The sequence below is a fragment of the Bradyrhizobium zhanjiangense genome, assembly GCF_004114935.1.
In the GTDB taxonomy this organism is placed as follows: domain Bacteria; phylum Pseudomonadota; class Alphaproteobacteria; order Rhizobiales; family Xanthobacteraceae; genus Bradyrhizobium; species Bradyrhizobium zhanjiangense.
On sequence record NZ_CP022221.1, the window covers coordinates 2,053,314 to 2,071,262 of the forward strand.

General features: G+C 59.4%; 17 protein-coding genes and 1 pseudogene. 15 read left to right on the forward strand and 3 right to left on the reverse strand.

What is annotated here, in order from left to right:
- The 14 genes from XH85_RS09875 to XH85_RS09940 all read left to right on the forward strand — a co-directional run bounded on the left by XH85_RS09875 (position 1) and on the right by XH85_RS09940 (position 13,652).
- Complete coding sequence (locus tag XH85_RS09875) at positions 1 to 1,989, forward strand: conjugal transfer protein TraG (protein ID WP_128931739.1); 1,989 nt, start codon at positions 1 to 3, stop codon at positions 1,987 to 1,989.
- Positions 1,990 to 1,995: 6 nt separating this feature from the next.
- A complete protein-coding gene (locus tag XH85_RS09880) occupies positions 1,996 to 2,421 on the forward strand; it encodes a CopG family transcriptional regulator (RefSeq protein ID WP_128931740.1) in 426 nt (141 codons plus the stop codon).
- Positions 2,422 to 2,556: 135 nt separating this feature from the next.
- Positions 2,557 to 3,891 carry an MFS transporter gene (locus XH85_RS09885; RefSeq protein ID WP_128931741.1) on the forward strand — a complete coding sequence of 445 codons (1,335 nt, stop codon included), beginning with the start codon at positions 2,557 to 2,559 and terminating at the stop codon, positions 3,889 to 3,891.
- A gap of 223 nt (positions 3,892 to 4,114) precedes the next feature.
- Positions 4,115 to 5,029 carry a P-type conjugative transfer ATPase TrbB gene (trbB, locus tag XH85_RS09890; protein WP_206732794.1) on the forward strand — a complete coding sequence of 305 codons (915 nt, stop codon included), beginning with the start codon at positions 4,115 to 4,117 and terminating at the stop codon, positions 5,027 to 5,029.
- A gap of 1 nt (position 5,030) precedes the next feature.
- A complete protein-coding gene (locus XH85_RS09895; RefSeq protein WP_128931743.1) occupies positions 5,031 to 5,354 on the forward strand; it encodes a TrbC/VirB2 family type IV secretion system protein in 324 nt (107 codons plus the stop codon).
- A complete protein-coding gene (locus XH85_RS09900; RefSeq protein WP_128931744.1) occupies positions 5,354 to 5,617 on the forward strand; it encodes a VirB3 family type IV secretion system protein in 264 nt (87 codons plus the stop codon). The genes XH85_RS09895 and XH85_RS09900 overlap by 1 nt, the downstream gene beginning before the upstream one ends.
- Positions 5,618 to 5,628: 11 nt before the next feature.
- The gene (gene trbE, locus XH85_RS09905) at positions 5,629 to 8,070 is read left to right on the forward strand and encodes a conjugal transfer protein TrbE (protein ID WP_128937182.1); all 2,442 of its coding nucleotides are present in this window, start codon (positions 5,629 to 5,631) and stop codon (positions 8,068 to 8,070) included.
- A complete protein-coding gene (gene trbJ / locus XH85_RS09910) occupies positions 8,067 to 8,795 on the forward strand; it encodes a P-type conjugative transfer protein TrbJ (RefSeq protein ID WP_128931745.1) in 729 nt (242 codons plus the stop codon). The genes trbE and trbJ overlap by 4 nt, the downstream gene beginning before the upstream one ends.
- Positions 8,795 to 9,166 carry a putative entry exclusion protein TrbK-alt gene (gene trbK-alt / locus XH85_RS09915; protein ID WP_128931746.1) on the forward strand — a complete coding sequence of 124 codons (372 nt, stop codon included), beginning with the start codon at positions 8,795 to 8,797 and terminating at the stop codon, positions 9,164 to 9,166. The genes trbJ and trbK-alt overlap by 1 nt, the downstream gene beginning before the upstream one ends.
- Positions 9,163 to 10,389, forward strand: coding sequence for a P-type conjugative transfer protein TrbL (trbL, locus tag XH85_RS09920; RefSeq protein ID WP_128931747.1), 1,227 nt, complete (start codon positions 9,163 to 9,165; stop codon positions 10,387 to 10,389). The genes trbK-alt and trbL overlap by 4 nt, the downstream gene beginning before the upstream one ends.
- Before the next feature lie 93 nt (positions 10,390 to 10,482).
- Positions 10,483 to 11,166: a conjugal transfer protein TrbF gene (trbF, locus tag XH85_RS09925; RefSeq protein ID WP_128931748.1), complete on the forward strand. Its 684-nt coding sequence runs from the start codon at positions 10,483 to 10,485 to the stop codon at positions 11,164 to 11,166.
- A 5-nt stretch (positions 11,167 to 11,171) separates the two neighbouring features.
- Complete coding sequence (gene trbG, locus XH85_RS09930) at positions 11,172 to 12,197, forward strand: P-type conjugative transfer protein TrbG (protein ID WP_164934978.1); 1,026 nt, start codon at positions 11,172 to 11,174, stop codon at positions 12,195 to 12,197.
- Positions 12,194 to 13,405, forward strand: coding sequence for a TraB/TrbI/VirB10 family type IV secretion system protein (locus XH85_RS09935; RefSeq protein ID WP_128931750.1), 1,212 nt, complete (start codon positions 12,194 to 12,196; stop codon positions 13,403 to 13,405). The genes trbG and XH85_RS09935 overlap by 4 nt, the downstream gene beginning before the upstream one ends.
- A gap of 4 nt (positions 13,406 to 13,409) precedes the next feature.
- Positions 13,410 to 13,652 carry a DUF2274 domain-containing protein gene (locus tag XH85_RS09940; RefSeq protein WP_128931751.1) on the forward strand — a complete coding sequence of 81 codons (243 nt, stop codon included), beginning with the start codon at positions 13,410 to 13,412 and terminating at the stop codon, positions 13,650 to 13,652.
- Positions 13,653 to 13,816: 164 nt separating this feature from the next.
- Here XH85_RS09940 and XH85_RS09945 read toward each other — a convergent pair whose 3' ends face one another.
- The 3 genes from XH85_RS09945 to XH85_RS09955 form a co-directional block, all read right to left on the reverse strand.
- Complete coding sequence (locus tag XH85_RS09945) at positions 13,817 to 14,725, reverse strand: TauD/TfdA dioxygenase family protein (RefSeq protein ID WP_128937183.1); 909 nt, start codon at positions 14,723 to 14,725, stop codon at positions 13,817 to 13,819.
- A 226-nt stretch (positions 14,726 to 14,951) separates the two neighbouring features.
- Positions 14,952 to 15,125, reverse strand: a complete 174-nt coding sequence (locus tag XH85_RS46230) for a hypothetical protein (RefSeq protein ID WP_164934965.1) — start codon at positions 15,123 to 15,125, stop codon at positions 14,952 to 14,954.
- 526 nt (positions 15,126 to 15,651) lie between these two features.
- Complete coding sequence (locus XH85_RS09955) at positions 15,652 to 16,281, reverse strand: FMN-binding negative transcriptional regulator (RefSeq protein WP_128931752.1); 630 nt, start codon at positions 16,279 to 16,281, stop codon at positions 15,652 to 15,654.
- A 200-nt stretch (positions 16,282 to 16,481) separates the two neighbouring features.
- Here XH85_RS09955 and XH85_RS09960 point away from each other — a divergent pair.
- Positions 16,482 to 16,755: pseudogene (locus XH85_RS09960) on the forward strand (transposase); the annotation flags it as partial.
- Positions 16,756 to 17,949 lie beyond the last annotated feature (1,194 nt).

The window sequence follows — 17,949 nt, forward strand, 5'->3', positions numbered from 1 at the left end:
ATGTCCGGAACCAAAATACTCTGGGGGCAGGTGATCGTTGTCGGCCTGATCGTCTTGTTGGCCATCTGGGGAGCAACCGAGTGGACGGCGTGGCGGCTCGCCTATCAGCCCGAACTCGGTCGACCCTGGTTCGAATTGTCGGGCTTTAAGGTCTACTACCCGCCAGTGTTCTTCTGGTGGTGGTTTGTTTACGATGCCTACGCGCCACAAGTCTTTGTCGAGGGTGCCTTCATCGCGGCGTCCGGGACCTTCGTTTCGATCGCGGTGGCAATCGGCATGTCGGTGTGGCGCGCGCACGAGGCCAAGAATGTGGAGACCTACGGCTCGGCGCGGTGGGCCGGCTTGGAGGAGGTTCGGACAGCCGGACTTCTCGGTCCGGATGGCGTGGTGCTGGGCAAGCTCGACCGCGACTACCTCCGCCATGACGGACCGGAGCACGTGTTGTGTTTTGCGCCCACCCGGTCCGGCAAAGGCGTCGGTCTTGTGGTCCCGTCGCTTCTGGCCTGGCCCGGTTCGGCCATCGTGCACGACATCAAGGGGGAGAACTGGCAACTGACCGCGGGCTTTCGCTCACGGCATGGCCGCGTCCTGTTGTTCGACCCGACCAACCCGAAATCCTCAGCTTACAATCCGCTTCTCGAGGTCCGGCGCGGAGAATGGGAGGTTCGCGATGTGCAGAACGTTGCCGACGTCCTGGTCGACCCCGAAGGCTCGCTCGATAAGCGGAACCACTGGGAGAAGACCAGTCATTCGCTCCTGGTCGGCGCCATCCTCCATGTCCTCTATGCCGAGGCGGACAAGACCTTGGCTGGCGTCGCCGCTTTCCTGTCCGACCCGAAGCGACCGATCGAGGCGACGCTGAAGGCGATGATGACCACGCTGCACCTTGGCGAGCAGGGCGCCCATCCCGTGGTCGCTTCGACCGCTCGCGAACTGCTCAACAAATCGGAGAACGAACGCTCCGGCGTCCTGTCGACCGCGATGTCGTTCCTCGGGTTGTACCGTGATCCTGTTGTGGCCCAGGTGACCTGCCGCTGCGACTGGCGGATCGCCGATCTGATTGGAGATAGCCATCCGACGACGCTTTACCTTGTGGTGCCGCCCTCTGACATCTCGCGGACCAAACCATTGATCCGCCTGGTGCTGAACCAGATCGGCCGGCGCCTGACCGAAGATCTGCACGCCCGCGACCGTCGGCATCGGGTCCTGATGATGCTTGACGAGTTCCCGGCACTCGGGCGGCTTGATTTTTTCGAGTCCGCGCTCGCCTTCATGGCGGGGTATGGAATCAAGAGTTTCTTGATCGCGCAGTCTCTCAATCAGATCGAGAAGGCCTACGGGCCCAACAACGCCATCCTCGACAATTGTCACGTCCGCGTCAGCTTCGCGACCAACGATGAGCGGACCGCCAAGCGGGTGTCCGATGCGTTGGGCACGGCGACCGAGATGCGGGCGATGAAGAACTACGCCGGTCATAGGTTGAACCCCTGGCTGGGCCACCTGATGGTCTCGCGCCAGGAGACGGCAAGACCGCTCTTGACCCCGGGGGAAGTCATGCAGCTTCCGCCGATGGACGAGATCGTCATGGTGGCGGGCACGCCGCCGATCCGGGCGAAGAAGGTCCGCTACTACGAGGATCGGCGGTTCACCGAGCGGGTTTTGGCGCCGCCCGATCCGGCGAGCGCCGGCCGATCGTCGCGAACGGACGGATGGTCAGCGCTCGGACCGTTGAAGCCGACGGCAGATCCAACTGACAAAGCCGCGGAGGCCGAGGAAGACACGGCGAACAGCGGGCTCCGTCGTGAGCCCGAACTCCCCGATCACGTCGCGATCGCCAAGGAGACGACCGAACCGACACCGGAAGAAGAATTTGCCGCCGTTCTTGACGATGACGAGGATGCGGTCCGTCAGTCCCGGCTCATACGCCAACAGATGCGCGGTCTCGCCCGTCAAGTCGCGCTGGACCCGAATGACGGTATGGAGCTCTGAGGCAATATGCGCGATCGGATGAACGTCTACTTCCCGCCAGAGCTTCTGAAACAGATCTCGGATCTCGCTGATCGCAAGAAGCTTTCCCGGTCTGCCATCGTGGAAGCGGCCGTCGCTTCGTTTCTGTCACCGGATGGCGCGGATAGGCGGGAGGCAGCATTTGCCCGTCGGCTGGACCGGTTGTCGCGTCAGATGCAGAGGCTGGAGCGTGATGTCGGTCTAACGGCCGAGACCTTGGCTCTCTTCATCCGTTTCTGGCTCACGATCACGCCACCTTTGCCCAACGACGCGCAGGCGGCCGCGCAGGCAAAGGGTCGGGAGCGCTTTGAAGGATTTGTCGAGGCGCTCGGGCGCCGGCTGCAAAAAGGGCAAAGCTTTCTCCGCGACATTCCAGAAGATATCCGCCGTCAGGAACCGGCCGACGAAACCTGATTGAACCATGTAGAAAGCTCGTTTCGCCGGTTCTTCTTTTTCTACGCCAGCGCACGATCACTGCAATTAGCCAAGTCCACAGAAAAGCTGGACGCGCTATCGGCTCCAATGAGTTGAGGAGCAAGAAGGGCCAACATGCAAGTTTCAGGGGCATGGCGTCTCACCGCGCGCGTATTTCTCCCGTTTGCTGCTGGTTACTATCTCTCGTACCTGTTTCGAACGATCAACGCTTTGATCGCCAGTCACCTCAGCTCGGATACCGGGCTTGGGTCTGCCGATCTCGGCTTGCTTACGTCAGTCTATTTCCTCGTTTTCGCGGCGGCTCAGATCCCCGTCGGTATATTGTTGGACCGCTTTGGTCCGCGTCGCGTCCAGAGTGTTCTGCTCCTGCTCGCAGCAGCGGGCGCCGGACTGTTCGCAGTTTCGAGCGGCTTCCTGTCCCTTTTGATCGCGCGTGCAATGATCGGGCTTGGTGTGGCGGCAGCGCTAACGGCGGGACTGAAGTCCATCATCCTTTGGTTCCCCAGGGAACGAGTTGCCTTGCTTAACGGCTACATGATCATGCTGGGGTCGCTAGGAGCGGTGACCGCTACGGCTCCCGTCGAACACCTGCTCGCTTGGATAGGCTGGCGGCCGCTCTTTGAGATCCTGGCGGTCGCTAGCGGCGCGACAGCCATTTTCATCTATGTCGTGGTGCCCGAACGAGGCATTGTTTCATCGATAGCGTCAACCCCCGCGACCCTTAGCTCCGTTTTCGGCGATCGGCGCTTTTGGCGAATGGCCCCGTTGTCGGCGACGTGCATTGGATCGGCCTGGTCCTTGCAGGGATTGTGGGCATCGCCATGGTTGACCGACGTGGAGGGGCTTGATCGCGCAAGTCTCGTCCGACAGCTTTTCATGATGTCCGTCGTATTGAGCGGCGGTGCCTGCTTGTTCGGTATGACGGTCCACTACGTCAAACGAAGAGGAATCGGCGCGGAGACGATACTGGCGACGGTTGCAGTGCTGTTTATCGCTGCCGAGTTGGCCTTGATCCTGCGAGCGCCTCTACCATCCATCTTGCCCTGGTCTGTTGTCGCAATTGTCGCAACGGCAACCGTGGTCAGCTTCGCCGTGATAGCAGATTACTTTCCTCCGGAACTCGCTGGTCGTGCCAATGGTGCCTTGAACGTCTTGCACTTTGGTTGGGCGTTTCTGTCGCAATACGCGACGGGCCTGATCCTGGAGCAATGGTCTGCCAATGATGGCCATCGGCCGCTCCAGGCCTTTCAGGTCGCGTTCGGCGTCAACGTAGCGCTGCAGATCGCGGCGTTGGTCTGGTTCTCGCTGCCTTGGGGCCAATACCTAGCTTCACGGATAAGACCAATTCCGTTTCTTGTGTCGGCTAATGTTTTCAATGTTGTCGAGTCAGTAAGCTCGTATGAGAATTCGGTGATCCTCATACCCACGGATGATGATGCCGAGTGGTGAGCAGTAACGCGCAGCGATTCGATTGAGTAGGCCTCAGAGATCAGTTCTCAGTCTTTCTTTTTCTACGCCAATCTACGATGGCTGAAAGCCATTGTTGCACTAAGCCCGTTGATGCCTTTTTTAGTCATCCCCATCTGAGGGCCGTCCGTGGACGCTCTCATTCGGTGGGGCGACAGTGGCAATCCATTCCATTCAATCGGAAGCGAGTTCGCGCGGTGCGCGAATGCTGCGTAGCGCGCTTGGCTCGGCCATTGCCGGCTACCTCGAAGACGAAGCGATCGTCGAGGTGATGCTTAACCCAGATGGCAGACTGTGGATCGACAGGCTGTCGGATGGTCTGATCGACACAGGCGAAACTCTGTCCGCAGCGGATGGCGAGCGCATTGTTCGCCTGGTAGCGCATCACGTCGGTGCCGAGGTGCATGCCGGTTCGCCACGGGTCTCGGCCGAATTGCCCGGGACTGGCGAGCGCTTCGAAGGTCTCTTGCCCCCAGTCGTTGCTGCTCCTGCATTCGCTATCCGCAAACCTGCGGTCGCCGTGTTTACGCTCGACGACTACGTCACCAGGGGGATCATGACGTCGGAGCAGGCCAAGACGCTGAAGGGCGCGGTCGCTGCTCGTAAGAACATCCTCGTCGCCGGTGGCACATCGACCGGCAAGACAACCTTGACGAACGCGCTCCTGGCCGAGGTGGCAAAGACCTCCGATCGGGTCGTGCTGATCGAAGACACGCGCGAACTCCAGTGCAAAGCGCCTAACCTGGTGGCTTTGCGTACCAAAGATGGTGTGGCCACGCTATCGGACCTCGTTCGCTCCTCGCTGCGACTGCGTCCTGACCGCATTCCGGTCGGCGAAGTTCGCGGTGCTGAGGCGCTCGATCTGCTCAAGGCTTGGGGTACAGGCCATCCCGGCGGCATCGGCACCATTCACGCTGGCACCGCGCTCGGTGCGCTGCGGCGACTCGAGCAACTCATCCAGGAAGCCGTCATCACGGTTCCGCGTGCCCTGATCGCCGAGACCATCAACCTCGTCGCTGTCCTTGCGGGCCGCGGCCCTGACCGCCGCCTCGCCGAGCTCGCCCTTATTTCGGGGCTTGGCGCCGCAGGCGACTACGACCTTTCATCAGCAGGAGACTGACATGCGTCAGCAATTTCGCTTTCTTCGAGGTGCATCGTTGGCAGTGTTCGGCATCGTTATTTTAGTAGCAGCGCCAGCATGGGCGGCTGGCTCGAACATGCCGTGGGAGCAGCCACTCAATCAAATATTGCAGTCGGTTGAAGGACCGGTCGCCAAGATCATCGCCGTCATCATCATTGTTGTGACCGGGCTCACACTCGCGTTCGGGGATTCATCAGGTGGCTTCCGCAGGCTGATCCAGATCGTGTTCGGTCTGTCGATCGCATTTGCCGCCTCGAGCTTCTTCCTCTCGTTTTTCTCGTTCGGCGGCGGCGTGGTGATCTGATGGATGATCAGGTGGCAGGCTTTGTCGTCCCCGTCCATCGCGCACTCACTGAGCCCATCCTGATGGGCGGCGCGCCGCGGTCGGTCGCGATCGTCAACGGTACCTTGGCGGCCGCCCTTGGACTCGGACTGCGGCTGTGGATCGCGGGTCTCGTCTTCTGGTTCATCGGCCACGTGGCTGCCGTCTGGGCCGCCAAGCGGGATCCCGCCTTCGTCGATGTGGCACGCCGACATCTGCGCATTCCCAGCCATCTCAATCTCTGAGGTTATCGGTCATGTTGAACCTTGCCGAATATCGCCATTCCAGCGCGCGCCTCGCCGACTTCCTACCTTGGGCAGCCCTTGTCGACGAAGGAATCATCCTGAACAAGGACGGCTCGTTCCAGCGGACAGCAAAGTTCCGCGGACCCGACCTGGATAGCGCCGTGCCGGCTGAACTCGTCGCCGTCGCGGGTCGCTTTAATAACGCCTTGCGCCGCCTGGGATCCGGCTGGGCCGTATTCGTCGAGGCGCAGCGCCATTTTGCCGGTAACTATCCGCCGAACACCTTTCCGGATGTCGCATCCGCGCTGGTCGACGCCGAGCGTAGAGCTCAGTTCGAAGAGGCGGGTGCCCACTATGAGTCCAGTTATTTACTGACCTTCGTCTATCTGCCGCCAGAGGAAGGCGCCGCCAGGGCAGAGCGCTTGCTCTATGAAGGTCGCGACCGCTCGGTTGGCGCGGACGCGCGCGAGGCGCTACGCGGGTTTGTCGATCAAACCAACCGCGTGCTGCAGCTCGTCGAAGGGTTCATGCCCGAATGCGCCTGGCTCGACGATCAGGACACGCTGACCTACCTGCACTCGACGATCTCGACCAAGCGTCATCGCGTTCGGGTGCCCGAAATTCCGATGTACATCGATGCGCTGTTGGCCGACCAGCCGCTGACCGGCGGGCTAGAGCCGATGTTGGGCTCAGCCAATATTCGAGTCCTCACGATCGTCGGCTTTCCGGGCGCCACGACGCCGGGAATCCTGGATGACCTGAATCGCCTGCCGTTTTCGTATCGTTGGTCGACCCGCGCGATCATGCTCGACAAGACCGACGCCACCAAGCTGCTGACCAAGATCCGCCGCCAATGGTTCGCCAAGCGAAAGTCGATCGGCGCCATCCTCAAGGAGGTCATGACCAACGAGGCATCGACGCTGCTCGACACCGACGCCCACAACAAGGCGCTTGATGCCGACGCGGCGTTGCAGGAACTGGGGTCGGATCAGATCGGGCAAGCCTTCGTCACGGCGACCATTACCGTCTGGGACCGCGATCCCAATGCGGCCGATGAAAAGCTCCGCCTGGTCGAGAAGGTCATTCAAGGCCGCGATTTCACCTGCATGATCGAGACGGTGAACGCCGTCGAAGCCTGGCTCGGTAGCTTGCCGGGACATGTGTACGCCAATGTGCGGCAGCCACCGGTATCGACACTCAACCTCGCCCATATGATTCCGATGTCGGCCGTGTGGGCGGGCGAAGCCAGGGACCTGCATTTCAAGGGTCCGCCGCTCCTGTTTGGGAAGACCGAGGGATCGACCCCATTCCGATTCTCCCTCCACGTCGGCGACGTCGGCCACACGCTCGTGGTAGGGCCGACAGGTGCCGGCAAGTCGGTCCTGCTCGCTTTGATGGCGCTGCAATTCCGGCGCTATCCGAACTCGCAGGTCTTTGCGTTCGACTTCGGTGGTTCGATCCGGGCGGCCGCGCTCGCGATGGGTGGTGATTGGCATGATCTCGGCGGCGCACTGTCCGACGAGAGCGAAGAGCCAGTCGCCCTCCAACCGTTGGCCTGGATTGACGATTCTGCCGAGCGAGGCTGGGCGACGGAATGGATCGGCGCAATCCTGGCACGAGAAAAGATTGAGATCACGCCGGAGGTCAAGGATCACCTGTGGTCGGCGCTGACGTCTCTGGCCTCGGCGCCGAGGGAGGAGCGCACCCTGACGGGGCTGTCAGTCCTGCTCCAATCGAACTCTCTGAAACGCGCCTTACAGCCTTATTGCCTTGGCGGTCCGTCCGGGCGCCTGCTCGATGCCGAATTCGAACGCCTTGGTGAGGCCGCGGTTCAGGCTTTTGAGACCGAAGGTCTGATTGGAACGAGTGCAGCGCCGGCGGTGCTGGCGTATCTGTTTCATCGAATCGGGGACCGCCTCGACGGCCGCCCTACACTCCTTATTGTCGATGAGGGCTGGCTTGCCCTCGACAACGAGGATTTTGCCGGCCAACTCCGGGAATGGCTGAAGACGCTTCGGAAGAAGAACGCGTCCGTCATCTTCGCCACCCAGTCACTTTCGGACATCGATGGCTCCGCAATTGCGCCTGCGATCATCGAAAGCTGCCCAACGCGCCTGTTGCTGCCGAACGAGAGGGCGATCGAACCCCAGATCACAGCCATCTACAGACGCTTCGGCCTCAACGACCGGCAAATCGAGCTACTGAGCCGGGCAATGCCGAAGCGCGACTACTACTGCCAGTCCCGTCGCGGCAACCGGATGTTCGAACTCGGGCTTGGTGAGGTGGCTCTCGCATTCACTGCAGCCTCTTCCAAGATAGACCAGGCTGCCATCACGCAGCTCTTCACCGAACATGGCCCTGACGGCTTCGTGCCGGCTTGGCTTCAGCACCGTGGCGTCGCCTGGGCCATCGACCTGATCCCCAATCTCATCAATCTGGAGAAATCGCTATGAGGCGTCTTGGCCTATTGGCGGCTGCTGGCACGGTCGCGCTGATTCTGGGCGTCACGGTGCCTGCAAGGGCGCTGATCGTCTTCGATCCCAACAACTACGTTCAGAACGTCCTGACTGCCGCACGAGAGCTGCAGCAGATCAACAATCAGATCACCTCGTTGCAGAACGAGGCGCAGATGTTGATCAACCAGGCGAAGAACCTGGCAAACCTGCCATACTCGTCGCTACAGGAACTGCAATCTTCGATCCAGCGGACTCAGCAATTGCTGGCCCAAGCCCAGCGCATTGCCTACGACGTCCAGCAGATCGATCATGCCTTCTCGACGAGCTACGCGCCAGCTACCAGCAGCCAGTCGGATCAGTTGCTGATCTCGAACGCTCAATCGCGGTGGCAGAATTCGTATGCCGCAACGCAAGACGCGCTTCGTCTCCAGGCCGGCATCGTTGGCAACCTCGACACCAACCGCGTCCAGACCTCCGTGCTCGTTAGCTCAAGCCAAGGCGCTAGCGGTGCCTTGCAGGCAACACAGGCCGGCAATCAGATTCTGGCATTGCACGCGCAGCAGCTCGCCGACCTCACTGCTGTCGTGACGGCGCAGGGCCGGGCGCAAAGCCTTGAAGCCGCGCAACGCGCGGCGGCCCAGGACCAGGGCCGCGAACAGCTCCGGCGGTTTCTTACGCCAGGGCAGGGCTATCAATCATCCAACGTGCAGATGTTCCACTGATGACCGACATCCGGGCATTCAAGGCGTTGTCGCTGCTTACGACAATTGGCGTGTTGGTCGTCACAGCCTGCACGATTCAGCTTCGCGGTAGCGACGAGTCGCCCGCGCTGCCGAAGACGGAGCAGACGACAAATGCAACCAGCTCTGACCTCGCACGCTGTCGCAGCGTCACTGCGGAGAAAACGGCAGGTTATCAGCATTGCAGGCAGGTTTGGGCCGAAAACCGGCGACGCTTCTTTGGCAAGAAGAACGGTCCCGCAGATCCTGGCCAAGACGATTCCACCGCGGGCTTGGCACCCGCCCCAAAGGATCAGAGCCGAATCCCACAAGGATATCCACCCCTGGCGGCACCTGAGGCAAGCAAGCCATGACCGGTACGGGGATCATCGACCAGTTCCTCGAAACGTTCACACGATATATCGATAACGGTTTCGGGCTGCTGGGGAGTGAGGTCGGATATCTCGCAACGACGCTTGCCGCGATCGACATCACACTCGCCGCCTTGTTCTGGAGTTGGGGAACGGACGAGGACATTATCGCTCGCCTTGTCAAGAAGACGCTTTTCGTTGCGGTCTTCGCGTACGTCATCGGCAACTGGAACAACCTCGCGCGCATCGTCTTCGAAAGCTTTGCTGGTCTTGGGCTGAAAGCGTCCGGCGCAAGTCTCTCCGCGGCAGATTTCCTGCGACCGGGAAGGATCGCCCAAGTCGGACTCGACGCCGGTCGACCGCTGCTTGACTCCATCTCCAACCTGATGGGCTACATCAGTTTCTTCGAGAATTTCGTCCAGATTGTCGTCCTCCTGTTCGCGTGGGTCGTGGTGCTGCTCGCCTTCTTCATTCTGGCGATCCAGCTCTTCGTCACCCTGATCGAGTTCAAGCTCACGACGCTGGCTGGATTTGTGCTCATTCCCTTTGGCTTGTTTGGCAAGACCGCCTTCGCGGCCGAGCGGGTCCTGGGCAATGTCGTGTCCTCCGGAATCAAAGTCTTGGTCCTGGCCGTGATCGTCGGAATTGGATCGACTCTGTTTTCGCAGTTCACCACTGGCTTTGGTGGCAATCAGCCAACCATTGAAGACGCGATGACGCTGGTGCTCGCGGCGCTTTCCTTGCTGGGCCTCGGCATCTTCGGTCCGAGTATCGCAAACGGCCTGGTGTCGGGCGGACCCCAACTCGGCGCCGGCGCTGCAATTGGAACAGGCCTTGCTGCCGGCGGCATTGTTGCGGCTGGCGCGGGACTTGCCGCTGGCGGTGCCGGTCTCGCTGGCGGTGCGATTGCAGGCGCCGCGCGCGGTGGCGGCGCTGTCATAAGCGGAGCATCAGCCGCCTATCGAAGCGGCGGCCTTGCTGGTGTAGCGGAAGCTGGCGCTTCGGCTGCGACGAGTCCTTTGCGTCGAGCAGCGGCTGTCTTCGGAGGTAGCCAAGCGGGCGAGCAGGCCGCGAGCGCCCCGGCCGAAGGGCAGCGTGATTGGGCTCGCCGCATGAAGCGTGCTCAGGCCATTCGGCATGGTGCCTCGGCTGCTGGCCACGCCGTCCGCTCGGGCGATCATGGTGGCGGCGGCTCCTCCGTCGATTTGTCCGAAGGAGAACGCTGAGACGGACCAGTGCACCTCCGTCGCACAGCGCGCCTCAAATCCTTCCATCCCACGACTTGAAACCGATCACTCGATAATCAGGGGCAACCATCGATGTTCAAACGACCATCAATTCACTACGGGCGCATGCCCGAGCCGATTACGCCTTATCAAAAGGCGGCGCAAGTGTGGGACGAACGCATTGGATCAGCGCGCGTGCAAGCCAAGAACTGGCGCCTAATGGCGTTCGGCTGTTTGATGCTGTCGGCCGGTCTCGCTGGCAGCCTTGTCTGGCAATCCAGCCAAGGCTCGATCACGCCCTGGGTTGTCGAAGTCGATCATCTCGGCCAAGCCCAAAGGGTTGCGCCGGCCAACACCGACTATCAACCAACCGATGCGCAGATCGCCTACCATCTGGCGCGCTTTATCGAGGATGTCAGAGGTCTGCCAGCCGACGGCATCGTTCTGCGCCAAAACTGGCTCCGTGCCTATGATTTTACGACCGATCGCGGCGCCGCTGCGCTCAACGACTACGCGCGCAACAATGATCCCTTTGCCAAGCTGGGTAAGGCGCAAATCTCCGTCGACGTATCGAGCGTCATTCGCGCTTCGTCCGAAAGCTTTCGGGTCGCGTGGACCCAGCGCGTCTACGACAACGGCGCGTTGAGTTCGATCGAGCGTTGGACTGCCATTCTCACCATCGTAATCGAAACGCCGCGCGATGCCGAACGCCTGCGCAAGAATCCCCTTGGCGTCTACGTCCGCGCCATCAACTGGTCGAAGGAGTTGAGTCAGTGAATGATATGACGTTAGAAGTATCTACGAAACGTCGCATCCAACATCGTAGGCTCTATTCGGCTCGGCCCGAGTTCGTGAACTCGAAACGTGCATTTTTGTTCGCTTTCCTGCTTAGTTCGTCGATGCTTGGCGGGTGCGCGACCTACATTCCGCCGGAGATCAGCTATGACGCTGAAGTTCCTCCGTTGCCGGCACCGCCTGTGGCTCTCGACGACAAACCAAGACCCCTTCACGTTCCACCCCTCTGGAAGCCAGCACTCGGCGGTAAGTCGGGAGGAAAGGAAGACGCAGAGCCGGTGAGCCGGGTCGAGACGGCAAACAGCGCGGCCCGTGTTGAGCCGCGCAAGCGGGGGTATTTCAACGCAGCCCAAATCTACGCCTACAGTCCCGGAGCGCTCTATCAGATTTACGCCGCACCGGGGCAAATAACGGATATCGCGCTCGAGGAGGGAGAACAGTTGACGGGATCAGGACCGATCGCGGCCGGAGATACCGTACGCTGGGTCGTGGGCGATACCGAGAGCGGGAGCGGGGACACACGGCGCGTCCATATCCTGGTCAAGCCGACTCGAGCTTCGATCGAGACCAACCTTGTGGTCAATACTGACCGGCGCACCTACCTAATCGAGCTCCGCTCCCGCGAGCGACCTTACATGCCCTCCGTTGCTTGGTACTATCCAGAAACTGTACGGGAACGATCGCGCTCGATCGCTCTGAAGCCCGTTCTTCCGGAGCCGGCGCAGCGCATTTCCCGCTATGCCATCGAAGGGGACAGTCCTCCCTGGCGGCCGCTCGCCGCATATGACGACGGCCGCAAGGTCTACATCGAATTTCCGGCAGGGATCGTGCAAGGCGAGATGCCTCCGCTCTTCGTCATTGGTCCAGACGGCAAGACCGAGCTAGTCAACTATCGCGCTTACGCCAACGTATTGATCGTCGATCGGCTGTTTGCTGCCGCCGAACTGCGGCTTGGCGGCGAGCATCAGCAGAAGGTCAGGATTGTCAGGACTGACGGGAGGCCGTCGAAATGAACACCCGGAATGCAAACGATGACGAGCAACCAGTTCCGCCGGAGACACAAGGGGAGCATTCCGAGAGCTTCCGCTTGAGAGCAGAGCATCCGCGCGTGACGCGGTTGTCGCGGAAGGTCTTGGCCGGCGGGAGCGCGGTTGCCCTGCTTGTCATTGGCGGAGCGGTGCTGTGGTCGCTACAGAACAATCGCTCACGTAATCAAGCGGCCGATGAGCTTTACAGTACCGACCACCACAATGTGGCCGACGGCATAACGACGCTGCCGAAGGACTATGCTGGCGTCCCGCGCCAGTCGATCCCGCAGCTTGGTCCGCCGCTCCCCGGGGACCTCGGTCGACCGATCCTCGCCGCTCAAGGCCAGTTGCCGACGAGCGGCGCTGACCCGGACCAGCAGCGGCGGGATCAAGAGACCGAAGCTGCTCGCATCAGTCATCTATTCGCTTCGACCAATGGAAGTGAAGTACGTCCGTCCGCAGCTGCGGCTGTTGGAAGTGACCGCGTTGTGCCATCGAATGCAGCGGGGCCCGGCGATGACGGATCTGCGCAAAACGGTCAAGACCGAAAGCTTGCCTTTGTGAGTGGTTCTGTGGATCGCCGCACGGTCAGTTCTGACCGCATCGCCAGGCCCGCTTCACCCTACATCGTGCAGGCCGGAACTGTGATTCCGGGAGCTCTGATTACAGGGATTAGATCGGATCTTCCAGGCCAAATCACCGCGCAGGTGACCGAAAACGTATACGACACGCCCACCGGTCGGTTCTTGTTAGTGCCCCAAGGAACGCGCCTAATCGGGGTCTATGATAGCCAGGTCACTTTCGGCCAGTCGCGCGTTCTGCTCGTTTGGACCCGACTGATTATGCCGAATGGACGTTCAATCGTTCTCGAGCGGCAGCCGGGCGCTGATACTGCCGGATATGCAGGCCTCGAAGATCAGGTCGAAAATCACTGGGGTGAACTGTTCAAGGCTGCGGCACTATCGACGCTTCTGGCGGTCGGGACCGAATTGGGTGCCGGCTCGGACACCAACAGCAACGACAGCGCAATCATCCAGGCATTGCGACACGGCGCCTCCGACTCACTGAATCAAACCGGACAGCAGGTCGTCCGCCGCAGTCTCAGCATCCAGCCTACTCTGACTGTACGACCTGGCTTCCCGGTTCGTGTTCTTGTCAATCATGACCTCATACTTACGCCCTATAGAGCGTGACAACATGCCAAAACTCAAAATTGGAGAGCTTCCAGACGACAAGCCGGTCAAAGTGAGTACGGAGCTGCCTGCGGCCGTGCATCGTGATCTCATTGCATATGCAGAAGCGCTTACGCGTCAGGGTGGTCAAGTGGTCGATCCGACTAAGCTCATCGCTCCCATGTTGGCGCGCTTTATGGCCACGGATCGAGGATTTTCTAAACTGAAACGTGAAGGCCACGTACCGGCCGCTGGCGAAGGACAGTGATGCTCAAGGTTTCCGAGACTGTTGGTCGACGCTAATTCTAGGCGCTGCCGAGCTGGCGCCAAGAGCCGAGATATCTTGTCGGAAAGGTGTGTTCGCGCCCGATACAACTCCGATTACCAGGTTTTCTCGGTTTTCAGACGCGAGGCGCTGGGTGCCGACTGCAGTTATTCGGTCGCCTTGAAGCGCGTTACACTGCTCCGGCCATCGACGCTGACAGGCACGTCACCCTCGACCGTGGCCCGCCGTACGACGCGATGCTGGTCCCCGTAATCGTTGACCGCGTAATGCTGCGTTGCGCGGTTATCCCATATTGCAATATCGCCCTCCAGCCAGTTCCAGCGCACAGTGTTTTCGGGCGCGGTGATGTGAGATTGGAACAGATCGAACAACTTTTGTCCGTCGTATTTGCCGACTCCAACAAAGTGCTTCACCAAGGCGCCGAGCACTAGCGTCCGCTCGCCTGTTTCGGGGTGGACGCGTACAACGGGATGCTCGGTCTCAAAAACCGTTCTGGTGAACACCTCGTCAAAGTGCTTCTTGTCGACCTCACGGATACGCGCGATCCCGGCGTAATCGAAAACGTTGCTGTGAACGGCCCATAGGCCGTCGGCAAGCCGTTGTAGAGGCGGCGGCAGATCAAGATAAGCGGCAGCTGTGTTCGACCACACGGTGTCGCCGCCGAACCTTGGCATTACAATGGCCCGCAGGACCAAAATCTTGGGATAGGCTTCGGCGAAGGTCCCATCCGCATGCCAAACGTCTGCGCGACCGCCGCCGCGAGTGGAGTCCAGTTCGAGGAGCGACGCCATCCCCTTGGTGGCACCGAGCATGGGATGCGGCACTAACTTTCCGAGACGAGCGGCAAAGCGCTCCTGCTCGGCGTCATTGAGATGTCCTTGATTACGGAAGAAGATCACCTTGTGCTCAAGCAATAAGCTGTTAATCGCAGCGATCGCGTGATCCGGTAGATCGCCTGATAGCTTGATATTTTTGATTTCGGCGCCGATGCGCGCTGCACGTTTCACCACATCGGTGCTCGGAACGACGCCACCGATCAAAGCTGTTGTGCTCATGTTGCGTTTGTAAGCCCTTGCAGTTTCTCTCTCTCTCGCCTCTCGGAGCGAATGATCTTCAGCAAGCATCGTGCCAAGCGAAAGACGAGCATGTACCGCAATGCGCACTGAACGAATCGTGGTATTTGGCGCGAGTCTCTGATCAGCGGCGAGCAAGACATTTCGTGGCCATTTACGTAAGTCAGCGTTGCGCGCCAAGAATTCGTATTAGTCGTGAAAAATGGCGTTACTTACTATGCACAATCTCGATTTCATCTTCCGACATATAAAGATTGCGGAAAACAATGGATAAAGGGAGCTCAAGCTCCTCTCGGAACCTCTCCATGTCGATGGTCGCGCGGCTGAAGCGGCTCAAAATAACATTGAAGGTTTGCAACACCGCGTTGGTGAGGAGTGCCATTCCAGTCGAATACAATGGTGGATTTCGTGCGTGAACCTAAGGGACGCGATCGTGCGATATTAATTTGTTCGAGACTAGGTATTTGCTGGTCTACATGTCTGGGGTGGTCGCAGTGGATATGGCCGAACAGAGTTGTCAGGCGTGCAACGCGATTCAGTGAGCTCAACGGGCGGATTGTTCTTCCAAGGTGAGATGGGGTTTGCAGAGCGTGCGCATTGCTGTTTTTTGTGGTTCTGTTTCTGGATCGAGTTGTTTAAGCAATGGCCATGCCAGGCGGCGCTGGCAAGCCACAATGCCGAATGAACTTTCGATATTCGCGCTGTACTGGACCTGACACGATATTGTGCCTCTGTCAGAATACGGACAAGTGTCTACAGCGCGATAAGCCCGAGCTGACTGTTCGGTTAGTAAATGTGGCGAGGTAATTGTATGCCCGGGCTAATCTCTACTAATGCCGCTGGAGCGGTGAGAGCTGCAGATGTAATGTCCATCGGCGCTGTTGGCCACGGTCATGTACAATATCGTCTCAGTCCTGAGCCAGGATAAGAGCTGCAACTTCCTGGTCCTGTGCCAGTTTGCTCGCCGCTAGGCCGGTGGCGACACCAACGCGATCAGGCGCAGGACGGTTTTGGCTCATCTTGCGCTTGCCTTCTACCATGGTGATCGGGATGCGCACGCCGACGATTTCACGCAACTGGACGGCAATGAAATCCGCTGGCGCATCGCTGACGGCCCAGGGCGTCGCACGTGACGTCTCATGGATATTCGTCAGACGCGTCACGATCTCAAGCAGGCGTTTAGGATCCTCGAAGAACTCAATCGGCCCATGGGCGTGGACCGCGATGTAATTCCATGTAGGCACCACGTGTTCAGTGTGACGCTTGCTTGGATACCAGGATGGTGTCACATAAGCCTCTGCGCCACTAAAGATCGCCAGAGCTTCTCCAATCGGGGCCGTGCGCCATTGCGGATTGCCCTTCGCCAGGTGCCCGTACAGCGCGCCATGTTTGCCTTCGCTCTCATCGAGGAAGAGCGGAAGAGGCGTCGCAAGTGGCCCATCTGATGTCGCTGTGATCAGGTTGGCCAATCGGGCGCAGCGGATTGTCGCTCGAATGCTCTCGAGGTCGTCATCTCGAAAGTGGGATGGTATGTACATAGAGGGTCTCCGTTGGCTGTCGTCCAGATAAAACCCAAGTCAAGAAGCTAGAAAACCGCCAGTTTCAGTAGCTCCCGTAGAGGTGCTCCGCATCCTCTTTTGACGTGAAGTTGTCGGATTTATCTGGGACGTGACCTGCCACTAACTATTTGTTCCAGAAGGCGAAGGAGTTAGACTCCGGCCCGAAGAGGGACGGACAGATGAGGCGAGCAAGGTTCAGGAAGAGCAGATTATCGCGGTATTTAAGGAGGATGAGGCTTGGGCGAAACCGCTGACCTGGCTCGCAAGCATGGGATCTCCGAAGCGACGATCTACAATTGGAGGGCTAAATTCGGCGGCATGGATGTCTCTGAGACCAAGCGCCTGAAGGCGCTGGAAGAGTAGAGCGCGAAGCTGAAGAAGCTTCTGGCCGAGCAGATGCTCGACGCGGCCGCCCTTCGCGAGCTGCTTTTCAAAAAAGCGATAGGGGCCGCCTGCGCCGGGGATCTGCCGCGTGCCGATCTCCGCGCCTGGGTGCACCAGCCGACGTTAGCTCCTTGCGAATATTCCTTCGGCAGATGCACAATTCGCCATTGCCTGGATCGTAGCGCAATTGTATCGCAACATTTCTCGTTCTGCTGCCGGTCCGACAGACTTTGAGACGATAACCGTAGCCATCCAGCGTACTGGCTCTGACTCACTTCAGATTAAAGTTCGACAGATGTCTGGCACTTTGATTGGAGAGGATCTCACAGTTCTGCTTCAGAAAGTCGGTTTGAAGCTCAGGAGCCTCGGAGATGGCGCAAACGCGCCCGCAAGGACCTATCAAGAATGGTCGGTCGCACTGTTACGGGAAGTTCGTTATACTGTCGCTCTCAACGGGGGGGATCCGTGCCCTACAGTATTAGGTGTCATCGAACGGGGTTTAGCCGTAGGCATTTTTCGGTTCAAAGTTTGAGCGCAAGAGAAGCCCTGTGGAAGGCGGAGTGTCTTGAGAGATCGGGAGTAAACATAGACTATATTGATACTCCCTCAGGCGGACGTGTCGACCTCCGCACGTTCCGGAAGCTGGCTGAGACGGAGGGCGGCTTCGAACAAGAAATTCCCAGCCAATGATGGTGATCATACCTGCGCTTTCAGGAAAATACTCAAACATTTGAGCACGCACCTACGAAGCCCTGTCACTTCAAAGCTGGCGCCTTCACGTTTCGATGCGATAGTACCTGGTACATCGAGCGTGACGGTCTGCACCGGGTTCGTGTCGGTTTCGGCCTGGAATCTCCGAGGCACTTCCCTTCGGATACTAGTGGGCCGGCCAATTTGCGTTGTCTCGAATACGCGCATCGTTGCCCTCTCTAGCATCCATCAACTTCGCGCGGATTCCACCACGCACAAGAACTAACAAGAGGAGCGGCTTCCATGAACGATGGACTTGGTTCACTCTCAAGAACGCGGCTTCTCAAGCGAGTTCAGTATTGCGAGCTGCCTCGGACTGCCACCGAAGCAGTGTCCCCTGCCGTTTAGATTGTTTCAGTCGAGAAGATGCTGCGCATTTCCGGATGCGTTCAAAAGACGTTCACAGTCTTCAAGCCGAGCCCGTCTTACAGCAGGATGCATGATCCGGCGAAGCAGCCTGATCTGCACAGTAGGCGACCGTTGTTGAGCCACGAGCCTACGACAGCTTTCCTG